Genomic DNA, 13,793 nt, shown 5'->3' with positions numbered 1-13,793 from the left:
GGATGTCAACCCCGCGCCAGCGGCAATTTTGTCCCGGCGATGAGCCTATCGTCGAGAACGGCGTGGCGGAAACGGAAAAGCTTCGCTGGCCGGCCGCCGGTCTCAGTGGTGGCCTCTCCGGTCTCCTCGACCAGCTCCTGCTGTTCGATCAGTCGGCGAAAGTTCGGCTTGTGGATGAGCCTGCCGGCGAGCGCCTCCACGGTTCGCTGCAGCTGCAAAAGCGTGAAGACCGGCGGCATCAGCTCAAAGACGACTGGGCGGTATTTGATCTTGGAGCGCAGCCGCGCAATGCCGGTCGCCACGATGCGGCGATGATCGGCGACCATGGACTTGCTGGGCACCAGCGGCGGGGGTCCTGCGTCCCGCCCTCTTACGGCCTCTTGGACCAGGCCTGCTTCGTAGACTAACTCATAGCGTTGAAGCGTGAGTTCCTCGTTCCAAAGGCGGTCGTCGAAGCCAAAGGCTATCGTCGCCCGCTGCCAGCGTTCACGTCGCGTGGCCGAATCGCCAACCCCGTTTGCCCATTCGATCAGGCGCGGCCGCAGAACGTCCAGCACGACCGCAGGCGTGCCGGAGCGGTGGTCCTCCCATGGAAAATATTCATACCAACTCTGCCATCCGCACTTGGGCGAGCCCGCTGCCTGTTCCTTGCGCGTCAATGCGAGATAGCTGATGGAGATGACGCGCTGCTGGCGCTCGGCGCCGATGCGATCCCGATCCGCGAACGTGTAGAGTTGCTCAATGTACCCCAGCCGATGGCCGGTTTGCTGCTCGACCCACCCCCTCAAGCCGGATTGCAGCGATCGGTGCTCAAGCGCAAAGGGACCGGAGGGCAAGGTGTCCGCCTGGCCGATGGTGAGGACACAGGGTTGACTGCCGTTTACGGCGACCACAAAGGCGATCAAGTCCACTTTGACGTTGTCGGCCTTGCCGGCGGCTCTGTCTTTCCTGAGTCCTATTGCCTGATCGTCCATTATTTGGCCAACTCGGGGGCACCTTAATCGATTTAGTGTAAGCGTGCCAATTGGCACGTCAACACCCCGCAGCTGCATGGCCATTTTTTTGCTCTTCGCACCTGCACAAAAATGTGCCAAAGGCGACAGCCGCAGCTGGTAACGTAGGGGAAGGAGGGTCCCATGAGCGCTTATGGTGACACCAGGGCGATCACACCGCCGGATATTCGTTCGCGCAAAGGTGGGACGCCGCTCGTCTGCCTTACCGCCTACACCACCCCAGTCGCCCGGCTTGTCGATCCCCATTGTGATGTGGTGCTCGTCGGCGACAGCGTCGGCATGGTTCTCCACGGCCTGCCCTCGACGCTCGGTGTCACGCTGGAGATGATGATCACGCACGGCCAGGCGGTGCGCCGTGGCATCAAGCAGGCGCTGATGGTGGTCGACCTGCCGTTCGGTTCCTACGAGGAAAGCCCAGAGCAGGCTTTCCGCAATGCCGCGCGCGTCATGGCCGAGACCGGCTGCACGGCCGTCAAGCTCGAAGGCGGCGAAGCGATGGCAGAGACGATCGGCTTCCTCGCCGCACGCGGCGTGCCCGTCATGGCCCATGTCGGATTGACGCCGCAGGCCATCAACACCATCGGTGGCTACCGCGTACAGGGCAGGGGCGGGGATGCCGAGCGCATCAGGCGCGACGCAATTGCGGTGGGCGAAGCGGGCGCCTTTGCGGTCGTCCTGGAGAAGGTTCCTGAGGCGCTCGCCCGCCGGATCACCAAGGAGGTGGCGACCCCGACCATTGGCATCGGTGCCTCGGCAGCCTGTGACGGCCAGATTCTCGTCGTCGACGACATGCTGGGCCTCTTCGGCGACTTCCGGCCCAAGTTCGTCAAGCGCTATGCTGAACTCCGGGAGGCGGCTGCGGCTGCGATCGCTTCCTATGCGCGCGAGGTGAAGGAGCGCCAGTTTCCCGCCGCAGAGCACGTGTTTGCCGATGCGCCCAAGCCCGCCGACACGGACGCCACCAAGAGCGGAGAAGCAGCGTGAGCGTGCCGATCGTCAGGAGCGTTGACCAGCTTCGCGAAAGCGTCGCCGCATGGCGCTGCGAAGGTGTGAGGATAGCCCTGGTGCCAACGATGGGCGTCCTGCATGAGGGCCATCTCAGCCTGGTGCGCGCTGCACTCGAGAAGGCAGACCGTGTGATAGTGACGCTCTTCGTCAACCCGAAGCAATTCAACAGCCAGGCCGATCTTGCCGCGTATCCCCGCACCGAGGACGAGGATGCCGCCAAACTGGCACCGGTTGGCGCGCACCTGCTTTATGCGCCAGTTGCAGAGGAGATGTATCCGGCGGGCTTCGCCACCACCGTTTCGGTTTGCGGTGTCAGCGAAGGCCTGTGCGGTACATTCCGGCCGGGGCATTTCGACGGCGTGGCGACCGTCGTCGCCAAGCTCTTCCTGCAGACCAGCGCTGACTTCGGCTTCTTTGGCGAAAAGGACTTTCAGCAAATTCACCTGGTCAGGCGCATGGCCCGGGATCTGGATATTCCAATCACCATTGTTGCCTGTCCGACAGTCCGCGAAGCCGACGGTCTTGCGTTATCATCGCGCAATGTGCGGCTCTCGCCAGCGGAACGCGCTGTTGCTCCCAAGCTATCATCGGTCCTGCTCAAGACGGCTGAGCGGCTTCAGCGCGGCTCACCCATCCTGCCAACGCTTGCAGAATCTCGCGCAGCAATTCTGGCTGCAGGCTATCGCGAGGTCGAATACCTGGAACTTCGCGATGAGGCAGATCTGCACCCGATAACAAGCCTCGATCGACCGGCACGGTTGCTTGCCGCCGCCTGGCTCGGCGGCACACGGCTCATAGACAACGTCAGACTATTTCGGATTGGTTCAACAGATTAGCCACGTTCTCGGCACGCGCCGTATTCGTCCGGGATCATCTAAAACAAGGTCTCTGCCTAGCATTGAGCGTTACGGAGGTTACGCACAGGACACATGCATCGCGTGTTTGAGAACTTCGTCGAGCAACTGTCTGCAAGTGTTGATGCTGCCGATCTCTGTGAGGCAATGGCCTCCGCTGCAGCCGGCTTCGACTTCCCGCTATTCGCCTATTTCACCTACCCGTCAGCCTCCGGCGACGCCCCCCAATTGATTTCAAACTATCCTTCATCCTGGACGTCACGTTATCTGCAACAGCGGTACCACAGTCTCGATCCGGTCATCCTGCGCGGGCTGCAAGGCTGGGATACATTCGATTGGGGTGTGGATCGCGCTCGGCACGGTCTGCCGAATTCGCAGCAACAAATTCTAGAGAGTGCGGCTGAGTTTGGCATCTGCGGCGGCCTGACGATGTCCATGCATGATCATCTCGGCCGGTTTGCTGCCCTGACCTTTGCTTCCGACGAGTCCCGTCCGCCTCTGTTGCGGTCACTGGCACGTTACGAAAAAGCATTGCAGCTGGTGGCCATCAACTTTCATATCCATGTCCGGCGAAGGCTCGCCGATCATCGCGTGGTGGATGGTGTAACGCTCACCCCGCGGGAGTTCGAGTGTCTGAAATGGGCGGCGCGCGGCAAGTCGGCTTGGGATACTAGCCAGCTTCTCGGCGTCTCAAAGCGCACCGTGACCTTTCATCTGGAAAACGCCAAGGCAAAGTTTGGCGTTCGAACGATCAACCAAGCCGTTGCACGAATGGCTGCCTCCGGCCTGACGAGATCCTGATTCTCAGCCACGATACCTGTAAACCTCTACAGGCTGCATCGCTGTCAGCTTTGCCCTTCGATGGCGGGAACACATCCCACATGGAGGCGACCATGATGCAACTGATAGCACCAGACTTTTACAGTGATTTTGCAGGCGAGCTCAAAGAGATGCACGGGCTCAGGTTTCGGGTGTTCAAGGAAAGGCTCGATTGGGAAGTTGATACCGAAGACCAGATGGAATCCGATCCGTTTGATGCTCTCAAGCCTGTCTATCTGCTCCTCAAAGGATCCGACTGGCGAATTCGCGGTTGCGTGCGTCTTTTGCCCAGCACCGGACCCACAATGTTGCGCGACACCTTCCCGGTGCTGCTGGGTGCTGACGTCGTGCCCTCGACCACCGACATATGGGAGAGCAGTCGTTTCGCGCTCGATCTTCCTCCGTCGGCGCCCAAGGCAGCGGGCGGGCTGGCTCAGGCGACCTACGAGCNCTACGAGCTCTTCGCGGGCATGATCGAGTTCGGCTTGGCCAAGGATCTGACCCGGATCGTAACGGTGACGGACACGCGCATGGAGCGGATCCTCCGCCTTGCTACGTGGCCATTGTCGCGCATCGGAGAACCCAAGTGCGTCGGCAAAACGGAGGCGGTGGCTGGGTTTCTCGAGATTTCCCACGCGAGCCTTTTGCGCATCCGCAGCAGGGGACGTCTGAGCGGACCGGTACTGTGGCAACCGGTTCTAGGCCCGTCAGCATAGCGCCATTGTGGACACCTGTGCCATGAAGGATGCTGGTTTGCCCAAGGAAGCGACGGTCGGCCTTGTATGCTGGCCGGACTGGCGTCGCCAGGACGCTTACCACTACGCCAGACGATTGCCACGCACTGGCTGGGCCTGGGAGTTTCTTCGGCGCAATCCACAATTCCAGCGCGACCACGCCAAAATGGCACCGTCCGCCTGCTTCGTCGGAACCCAGGCCGACATGAAGATAATCGAGTTGACGACAGAATCAGCTTTCCTAAGACAATGGAGCCTCCTTTTTCGCGGACGCGCCACAGTCGGACGCTACATCGGCGAGGGTCTTTTGGGATCCGCGCGATTGCGCCTGTATTCTACGAGCGGCCGCGGAGCCGCTGGGGCTCGACCACGATTTTGAACCGCTTCACCTTTCTTCGCTCTCATGCTGCAAGGACATCCTGCTGACAGCTGCGGGCATGCAGCACGTGCTGCTGAGGGAGAACTGCCGGAGTCTGCAGATCGCCGTTTCCGGTGCGTCCGTCCTCCGCCCGTTGCGGCTATATGTCGACGCAATCCTTCAGCCGCAGCACCTCAAGTTCCATGTCGCTGCCCTTCAGTTCCTGAACGACATCAATGATTGCCGCCGCGTGTCAGCTGCTTGCTTTCCGCCGGAACACCGCGGAGCGCGTCTGCGTATTGTACTGCAGGCTTTGGATGGCTCGCTGGCGGGAGCATCTCATCAGGAGGTCGCCATTGCCTTGTTCGGGAGACGCCGTGTCGAAGAAGATTGGCGTCATCCAGGCGGCCATCTTCGCGATCAGGTACGTCGCGCCATCCAACGCGGCCGCTACCTGATGGGCGGCGGCTACAGACAGTTCCTGAGGTAATTGGAGTGGTTGCGATTGTCTTATACGAACGCGCAACCTCCATTTTCTCACTGCAATGGTGCGTTGCACAAAACGTGGCAAGCGCCTAGTTCTTCCGCGGCGAATCGGGTTTCGGCGAAACACCGGGACCCAACTTCGTCGATAAGTGCATTCATGACCTGAGGACCCCGATGACCGTTATGAACTCCGACAAAGCCGGCGCTGCAAGCCTTGAGACAATCGCGCGAAACGGCAGCATGCTGCGTCGCATAGCCGTACGCATTCCGACCTACCTGTCGGATATTCGCGAGAACCCGGCGTGGCTGCCCATGTTCATGTTAGCGCGCACCATGCCGGCACGGAGAATGCACTGGCGTGGTGCAAAGCCGGTCCGAAGGCCGCAAAGAGCCCAGGACACGATGTTTGCCGGTGTCAATTGCCACGACGTTGTCGACGCGCTGCGGATGGATGGGCTTTTTCCCGGCCTTGTCCTGCCTGCAATGGTGGCTGAAGATGTAGCCGCATTCGCCAGGTGCACACCTTGTTTCGGCAATTTCGATCGCCGACTCGAGTTCATGCCGGCGGAGCATGCGGAGGCTGAGGCGCGATTTGGCCGTCCGTTGCTCAGCGGCCATTATTTCGAGCGCATTCTGGGCTGTAAGTCGGCCGTTGCCATCCAAAACGATCCGCTGCTCATGGATATCGCGGCGCACTATCTCGGCGGCCAGGCGACGCTGATCACGACGCGCGTCTGGTGGAGCTTCCCGACCGGCCAGGCGTCTGACGCGGACAAGAACCTGGCTTCGCTCGGCAAATACCACTTCGACCTGGACGACTGGCGGATGCTGAAGTTCTTTTTCTATCTGGTGCCCGTCGACGAGGGGACCGGCCCGCATATCTATGTTCGCGGCAGCCATGATCGCCGTGCCCTCAAGCACCAATTTACGCTTGTCGTCGGCCATCCAGCGCAAGAGATTCTGGACGTCTACGGCAAGCAGAGTCCGGTCACGCTGACCGGCATGGCCGGTTTCGGTTTCGTCGAGGATCCGTTCGGGTTCCATATGGGCACCGTGCCGTCGCACAGGCCACGGCTGATGATGGAAGTTGGCTTCGGCGTTTCTCCTCCATCGCGCCGCCGCTTCCATGGCGAGCCTGTGATCCGCTGATTTCGAAAAGTCCCGAAACAGCCTTCCCGTTGTGAGGGAAAGATAAGGCTATGCCGCCAATCGATCTGTTCCGGGCCAAAAGCGGTTGTCTGCACATGCCCTGAACTTGGCTGGTGCAATGAGTCTCGCCATTGCTCCAGCCAGCGCATCAGTGCCTGTTTAATCGAGGTTAGATGGCAGTGCGCCCAAGAGATCCTCCTCGATATCGCCTGCCGCGCGAAGCCTCAGATGCTCTTCGAAAACCTCCTTTACGGACCAAGTCGTCTCGGGTCTCCTTTGAGTGGCCGGAAGGTGGTGCACAGCCGTATCGTGCTTCGGGATCCTGAACGAAGGCGAGGGGCGGTTTGTTCCTCGCGGGGCGCATGCAGCGGTGCCGGCATGACAGCTTCGTCTTGGATCCCGATGCTCGGCAACGTCGGCGGTGAAGGCTCTGTCTAGGCGGCTTACGTGACTCCAATGCAGGAGATCGACCATCTCCTGTCGAGCACATTCGTTGGCGATCACCGTCGCGGCGCTACGGACGCCGCGGCGCCTGCGATCAATGCAGTTTGCCGACTAGCCGAGCGTATTCGGCTTCAGCCCTGCCATATGACCCATCTGCCAGCGCAATTAGACGCGCGCGATCAAGAATGACTACCTCTCCTCGCATTGAGCGTATCAGACCTTGGCCCTCCAAGGTTTGCAGCGCTATGGTGACGCCGGGCCGCCTGACACCGAGCATAACTGATAAGAACTCGTGCGTAATCGCAAAGCTGTTCCCGTCGACGCGATCATCACACATCACCAGCCATCTTGAGAGCCTGTCGACTATGTTCATCCGGGCATTGCTGAGCGCGGTGAAGCTTGCCTGGAGGTGAAAGTAGTGAACGTAGCGGAGCAGAAAGGTTCGCAAGGTTGGGCTTGTCAGAAGCGCCTTGGTGAAGAGGCCCGCGTCGATAACAAAGGCTCGGGCTTCTAATTGGACGTAACAATCGTGCGTTGACCGGTCATCGCCCATGATAAGCGCTGAGCCGGTCATGCCCTCACAACCAATGATTCCGATCTCAGCTTCGATACCAGGCCGCAGCTCGCCCACCACTGACCCGAGACCGCTCTCGAAGAAGTACACGGTGCTGATTGGTGACCCCGCCACTTCGAGATGCGTCTTCAGCCCAAGGGAGACGCTTTCGAAATGAGGTTGCAGCAATGCCAAATCTGCCGAGCACATTCGTAGCAGCAGCGAATTGCGATAGATCGAATTTTGGCCGGTGTCGCGTTGCGCGGCAGTGTGAGTTTGTGAACTGGAGTCTGTCATAGCTCCCTCTCCCTATTGGGGCGGAAGCATGTTGATCGCTCACAGCCGACGGACGCCCTTAGAGTTGCCGTCGATGGCACACTGTATGCCTGCCGACCGCGGATGTCCCATTTTTTAATCAATTACGTTAATCGGCCCGAGCCAAGCTTTGGCGCACCCGCTCTAACGCGGCATTCAGATGCTCCAGAAATTCGTCATCGCTTTTGGTCGCCAAGCCGACTTGTCGAGCGCGAGTTACAATGCGCTCCTGGAGTGAAACCGCTGTCTCATAGTGGTCCACGATCATCTGAAATGAAGCGCTCATTGGGGCGGATTGAAAGGGCTGTGCCATAGCACAACCCTAGCTCCACGAGGATGAGAGTTCCATGCCGGCCGCCGCTTGGGTAACAATCGTACAATATACCCAAGACTGACCGCGCTCTTTGGTTATCCTCCCAGAAATCCGGTAGCCTTGCGTGGCGCAGCTTCTCTTCGCTCTTCGACCTCCTGACCCGGCCGACCAGTCCCGGCTTCAGCCATTCCGCCTTGTCCTTCTTATGCTCATTCGGGACCGGGACGCCGACCTCGCCCTGCACACGATCCCACAGCGTTTGCCTTTTGTCGGCCTTGACGGCTAACATCGCCCGCCCTTGTAGGACCGCTTTCAGCCATGATCACCTCGGGGGCTGAACGAAGCGCGTGGTTGTCGACTCTGTCGGTCGTCGCAGACGCTTACGGAGGCCTCACCGCAGAGGGAGATGCGCACTCCGGCTCGACGACGGCTGTCGAAAATCAGACTGATGTGGATGCACTACCATCGATCGGCACTAAGATTCTCGACCTCGGCAATAAGCTCCTCTGTACAGCAAGCGACCTTCCTGCCTCGCAATATCAAAAGTCAAACCCCGCCGCAGATGCATATGCCTGGCAGCACGCGTCGGTCTTTGGCCGCGCATCTGCCAAACCGAAATCAAGTAGCCCGCCATCGCGCGACCCTCAACGCGATCTTGATCATTGCAGTGGGGCAATAACTTATCTCTTTGGAGCTTGGTGGTGATATATAGGCGCCCAAGCCAGCGCTAATATTGCATGGAGCTAAAAATTCTTGGGTGTTGGCTGGCGGGTGTTTGATGCGGTTTCATCGTCTAGGCGCGGTCGCTCTGGGTCTGGCGTCCTTCATCAGCAGCGCTCATGGCCAAGAATCCTGCGACCCTAACTACACAGGCGCCTGTGTTCCAATCGCCAGCGATGTCGACTGTTCCTCCGGAAAGGGCAATGGTCCCGCATACGTACACGGGCCGGTCTCTGTCGTAGGCACCGATATCTATGATCTTGACCGAGACGGCGACGGAATAGGTTGCGAAAACGGCTAGAGGAGGAAAGTCGCCCTCCAACTTCATGACGGCACCAGCCCATCCGCTGTTGATGGTAACGGTCACCTCCGAGTTGAGGGTGAGCAACGTTCCCAGCCATTTGCATCAAATATCAGGACCTCGTAAATGCGACTTATGGCGACTCTGCGGTACGACGGTCGAACACCTTCCACGTCTCAACCGTCTCCTGCCTTACGTTTTGTCAATTGGTAGCTGATTGTAGAATGTGCCAGTAACTGGGATGCTCATCTCGTTCCACATGCGCGAGCCCTGATGCGCGTCAGTTATTTTTACTCTCCGGTCACGATTGAGACCACTGGCCCGGGCGATGTTCCCCGAGAAGAACAAAGAGGTAGATGGTGCCGGCATGGTCCCACCAATGCTCTCCCCTTGTGAACGGCATCCAAACTTTTCGGCGGGCTTGAACAGCGGCCACCTTTGGCGGCTGTCGAGGGCTGATGATAGATTCCATTCCAGCTCTTTCTAATGTGCCGTCCGAACAGTGAACGAAAGTAGAACATATAGTTCAAGCGCGAATCGACTGTGAGAGGGATGAGCTCCAATTTGGGTCATGCCTGACGCTGGTGGAAGACGAAATTGCGGTGGCGACTGGAAGCTCAGCGATGCACCAAATGGAACTGGGCAGCTGGTGCTGTCCGCTGCGGCGCTATGACGTCAGACGATGGTATCTGCCGAATGACCTGGGGAATCTTCGGGGACGTCGAGGCCGACGTGGTCGGAAGCAAACTGAGTTGCGGGCGATGCGGCAGGAACGAGTATATGCAAGCTGAGATGCCTGTCGCTGTCTCCGCGTTCCAGGCCGACGTTCTCTGCATTCGGAGGCCTGGTGAGCGATACGGGTGCGCCTGAGTGTCAATGGCGCATTTAGCAACGGCCTGGTACACGATTCACCGCGGTGCGAGCTGATCGAAACTGGCTTGGTCGATTGCATCGTAATAGCGCCGCCCACGAGGAAACATTTTTCTATCGTTTGCGGTTGGGGCCGCATGACGCGATTGTCGGACGCAACAAGCCAGCTTGGCAATCGGCAGTAGGCTGTCCACACTGTACTCCCTAGTGTCCAATACATACCTAACGAGACCGCCATGCCGTCACCTCCAGATTTCACCGACGATTTTCGCTCCGGGCTGATCACGCTGCTGCGCTGGCGCAGGGATGTGCGGCGCTTCGAGCCGACGGCTCTGCCGGAGGGTACGCTGGAACGCCTGCTCGAGCTCGCCAGCACTGCGCCCTCCGTTGGCCTCAGCCAGCCCTGGCGCTTCGTAGTCGTCGAGAGCCTCAAGCGGCGCACTGCCGTGAGAGACTGCTTCGAGCGCTGCAATGCCGAGGCGCTCACGCGCTTTTCGGGAGAGCGCGCCGCACTCTATGCCCGGCTGAAGCTTGCCGGGCTCGACGAGGCGCCCTGTCAGTTCGCGGTCTTCGCCGACCGCACGACCCGACAAGGCCATGGGCTCGGTCGCATGACCATGGCGGCGACCATCGACTATTCGGCCGTCATGGCGGTGCACACACTGTGGGTGGCGGCGCGGGCGGAGGGCATCGGCATGGGCTGGGTGTCGATCCTCGATGCGACCGAGATGGCCGAAATTCTCGACACGCCGCCCGAATGGACGCTGATCGGCTATTTCTGCCTCGGCTATGCCAGCGAGGAGCACGACATGCCGACCTTGGAACGCGAATGCTGGGAACATCGGCGGCCGCCGGTGGTGATCAGGCGGTAGTGGGGCTGCCCATCATTCGCCTCTTCCCTGGCGATGAGCTTGACGCAGATCGGGTCGCCCTTCGCCACATTGCCATTCCGACCGAAGCCGAGGTTCGTGTTCTTGCAAAGGCCAGGAAAGAGCAGCATGACAAGCGCGACCGCAGCGAAGATGGCGCTTGCGACAACCGGGCTGAAGCCGGGCATGGAGGTGGTCGACCTCTGTTGCGGGGCGGCTGTGCCGATCGCCACGATCGCCCGCCATGTCGTCGCACTACGCCGACCAACTGGAGGCCGCGCAGCGCCGGCTGACCGGCGCCGGCGCGACCAATTGCGAATTCGTCGCCGGCTACGCGCTACGAACTCGCTACTCTGGTGTCACGCCCCGTCGAGTCTTCACGGCCAACGCCTTCGACGGCGTCCCGGACCGACCGCGGCTGGCACGTGCCGTGCGCGAGGCGCTCGCCCCCGGCGGACATTTGTTATCGTCAACTGACACCGCAGCCGCGCGAGACGACGACGGTCCTGAAGCGAACTCAGGCTGTCGCCAAGACAGACCATCGCCGATGCCCAAGTCGGCGGCACCATGCTCCTAGATGCCGACTGCCTGACAAAGGGTCGCAGGCCCGTCGTCCGTCCACTGTCCAAGCCCTCCTGGCCTTTCCGAGGCCGTGATCCTGCCGCGGGTGTGAGTTTGCGATCCTCATAAGAGCGTCAGGCGCGAATAGAAGTTTGGGTCGTGGCTCCACAGCCGCCGACCTATCCATCGGGTGGATGGTAGTTATCACAACAATCAATTTTACCAATATTATGGAATTCTACTACAAGGCCGCCACTTAAAGCGGCCGGACGGGTATCCGTCTCGCGTGGGCTGGTGCTGCCCGCAAAGATGCGGAGACGAACATGTGCGGGATTGTTGGCATCGTTGGGCAACAGCCGGTGTCGGATCGGTTGATCGGCGCGTTGAAGGGTTTGGAATATCGCGGCTATGATTCCGCCGGCGTTGCGACGATCATCGAGGGTGCCTTGCACCGCCGGCGCGCCGAGGGCAAGCTCGTCAATCTCGAGACGCGACTGAAGGAAGAGCCGCTGAGCGGCAACGTCGGCATCGGCCACACGCGTTGGGCAACCCACGGGGCCTCGACCGAACGCAATGCGCACCCGCACTTTAGCGACGGTGTCGCCGTAGTCCATAACGGCATCATCGAGAATTTCACCGAGCTGAAGGACGAATTGGCGGCGGATGGCGCCGAGTTCCAGACCGACACCGACACCGAGGTCGTTGGGCATCTCTTGGCAAGATACCGCCGAGAGGGCATGAGGCCGCAAGAGGCCACGCGTGCCATGCTGAAACGCGTCAAGGGCGCTTATGCGCTTGCCATCCTCTTCGAAGATGAACCGTCGACCATCACGGCGGCGCGCAACGGACCACCGCTCGCGATCGGTCACGGCGACGGCGAGATGTTCCTGGGCTCCGACGCGATCGCCCTTGCTCCCTTCACCAATGAAATTACCTATCTCATCGACGGCGACTGGGCCGTTGTCGGCAATTCGGGCGCCCATATCTTCGATGTCGACGGCCGTCCCGTCGAGCGTCCGCGCCATATCTCCACGGCCGCGGCCGATCTCGCCAACAAGGGCAACCATCGCCACTTTATGGAGAAGGAGATTTACGAGCAGCCCGAGGTCATCGCCCATGCTCTCCGTCATTACATTAACATCATAGACAGTCGCGACATGGTTCCTGGCATTGATTTCGCCAAGGTCCCGAGCTTGGCGATCTCTGCCTGCGGGACCGCCTATTTCGCCGGACTGATCGGAAAATACTGGTTCGAGCGCTATGCGCGCCTGACGGTTGAAATCGACGTTGCGTCCGAATTCCGTTACCGCGAGATCCCGTTGCCGCCGCAGTCGGCGGCTCTTTTCATCTCGCAGTCCGGCGAAACCGCCGATACGCTTGCGTCATTGAGGTACTGCAAGGAGCGTGGGCTGAAAATTGGCGCTATCGTCAATGCCTGCGAATCGACCATCGCTCGGGAGGCCGATACGGTTTTCCCGATCCTTGCCGGACCGGAGATCGGCGTCGCCTCTACCAAGGCTTTTACCTGCCAGCTTGCCGTTCTAGCAGCACTCGCCATCGGCGCGGCCAGAGCCCGCGGGACCGTCCCCGAACACGAGCTGCAGGCGCTCGTCAGGAGCCTCGCCGAATTGCCGCGCGTGATGGGCCACGTACTCGAGTGCATCCAGCCGGAAATCGAGTTCTTGTCGCGCGAACTGTCAAAGTGTCGTGACGTCCTGTATCTCGGCCGTGGCACCAGTTTCCCGCTAGCGATGGAAGGTGCGCTGAAGCTCAAGGAGATTTCCTACATCCATGCCGAGGGCTATGCAGCGGGTGAATTGAAGCACGGGCCGATCGCCTTGATAGACGAGAACATGCCGGTGATCGTCATCGCGCCCCATGACCGTCTTTTCGACAAGACCGTTTCCAACATGCAGGAAGTGGCTGCCCGTGGAGGGCGGATTATCCTCATCACCGATGAAAAAGGGGCAGCCGTATCGAAACTCGAAACCATGCACACGCTCGTGCTGCCGGTTGTCGACGAGATTATCGCGCCAATGATCTTCTCGCTCCCGATACAGCTTCTAGCCTACCACACGGCGCTCTTCATGGGGACGGATGTAGACCAGCCGCGCAATCTCGCAAAATCGGTCACGGTCGAATGATTGTGAACCTGTACAGGTGGCGATGCGCCTCCAGGAAAGCGGTACCCCTTGTCTGGATCCGAAGCCCGGATGAAACCAGATGACCATTGTTTGCTGCAATTGCGAAACTCGGTAGCGGTTACGAGCGGGTCTTTCGCTGCCTCGCCGGTGGAGATTGGCCGAAGGAAGCAGTGTCCTGCCGAAAGTTCGAGTTGCTGTTCAAGAAAGCCATCGGCGAGAATGGTCCACGAAGGATCGCAGGTCGCATGCGCTACGCCGACCAGGCTCTCAGCACGGGCAGCC

General features: G+C 60.0%; 11 protein-coding genes. 8 read left to right on the top strand and 3 right to left on the bottom strand.

What is annotated here, in order from left to right; translation table 11 throughout:
- Positions 1 to 5: 5 nt before the first annotated feature.
- Complete coding sequence (locus X756_RS138455) at positions 6 to 974, bottom strand: membrane protein (protein WP_023673634.1); 969 nt, start codon at positions 972 to 974, stop codon at positions 6 to 8.
- Between the two features lie 162 nt (positions 975 to 1,136).
- Between X756_RS138455 and panB the strand changes: the two genes are divergently transcribed.
- From panB to X756_RS138485, 6 genes are all read left to right on the top strand, one after another.
- On the top strand, positions 1,137 to 1,997 hold the full coding sequence (gene panB / locus X756_RS138460) for a 3-methyl-2-oxobutanoate hydroxymethyltransferase (protein WP_023707031.1): 861 nt from the start codon (positions 1,137 to 1,139) through the stop codon (positions 1,995 to 1,997).
- Positions 1,994 to 2,857 (top strand): pantoate--beta-alanine ligase, encoded by an 864-nt coding sequence (panC, locus tag X756_RS138465; RefSeq protein WP_023731599.1) that lies wholly within the window; start codon positions 1,994 to 1,996, stop codon positions 2,855 to 2,857. The genes panB and panC overlap by 4 nt, the downstream gene beginning before the upstream one ends.
- A gap of 93 nt (positions 2,858 to 2,950) precedes the next feature.
- Positions 2,951 to 3,676 (top strand): LuxR family transcriptional regulator, encoded by a 726-nt coding sequence (locus X756_RS138470; RefSeq protein ID WP_023673631.1) that lies wholly within the window; start codon positions 2,951 to 2,953, stop codon positions 3,674 to 3,676.
- Positions 3,677 to 3,768: 92 nt separating this feature from the next.
- Positions 3,769 to 4,410: an acyl-homoserine-lactone synthase gene (locus tag X756_RS138475; RefSeq protein ID WP_023747265.1), complete on the top strand. Its 642-nt coding sequence runs from the start codon at positions 3,769 to 3,771 to the stop codon at positions 4,408 to 4,410.
- Between the two features lie 455 nt (positions 4,411 to 4,865).
- Positions 4,866 to 5,276: a DUF2285 domain-containing protein gene (locus X756_RS138480; RefSeq protein ID WP_023673629.1), complete on the top strand. Its 411-nt coding sequence runs from the start codon at positions 4,866 to 4,868 to the stop codon at positions 5,274 to 5,276.
- Between the two features lie 170 nt (positions 5,277 to 5,446).
- The gene (locus tag X756_RS138485) at positions 5,447 to 6,421 is read left to right on the top strand and encodes a hypothetical protein (RefSeq protein ID WP_023707029.1); all 975 of its coding nucleotides are present in this window, start codon (positions 5,447 to 5,449) and stop codon (positions 6,419 to 6,421) included.
- 538 nt (positions 6,422 to 6,959) lie between these two features.
- Here X756_RS138485 and X756_RS138490 read toward each other — a convergent pair.
- Together X756_RS138490 and X756_RS1000000169055 are read right to left on the bottom strand one after the other, a co-directional pair.
- A complete protein-coding gene (locus X756_RS138490) occupies positions 6,960 to 7,715 on the bottom strand; it encodes a Crp/Fnr family transcriptional regulator (protein WP_023731597.1) in 756 nt (251 codons plus the stop codon).
- Positions 7,716 to 8,839: 1,124 nt separating this feature from the next.
- Positions 8,840 to 9,154, bottom strand: coding sequence for a hypothetical protein (locus X756_RS1000000169055; protein ID WP_023707027.1), 315 nt, complete (start codon positions 9,152 to 9,154; stop codon positions 8,840 to 8,842).
- Between the two features lie 1,019 nt (positions 9,155 to 10,173).
- Between X756_RS1000000169055 and bluB the strand changes: the two genes are divergently transcribed.
- Together bluB and glmS are read left to right on the top strand one after the other, a co-directional pair.
- Complete coding sequence (bluB, locus tag X756_RS138500) at positions 10,174 to 10,809, top strand: 5,6-dimethylbenzimidazole synthase (RefSeq protein WP_023685561.1); 636 nt, start codon at positions 10,174 to 10,176, stop codon at positions 10,807 to 10,809.
- An 881-nt stretch (positions 10,810 to 11,690) separates the two neighbouring features.
- Positions 11,691 to 13,511, top strand: coding sequence for a glutamine--fructose-6-phosphate transaminase (isomerizing) (glmS, locus tag X756_RS138505; RefSeq protein ID WP_023731596.1), 1,821 nt, complete (start codon positions 11,691 to 11,693; stop codon positions 13,509 to 13,511).
- The last annotated feature ends 282 nt before the right edge of the window (positions 13,512 to 13,793 follow it).

The sequence above is a fragment of the Mesorhizobium sp. LNJC405B00 genome, assembly GCF_000502615.1.
GTDB lineage: Bacteria > Pseudomonadota > Alphaproteobacteria > Rhizobiales > Rhizobiaceae > Mesorhizobium.
Note: the sequence above shows the minus strand (reverse complement) of the source record. Positions and strands in the feature narration are given on the sequence as shown.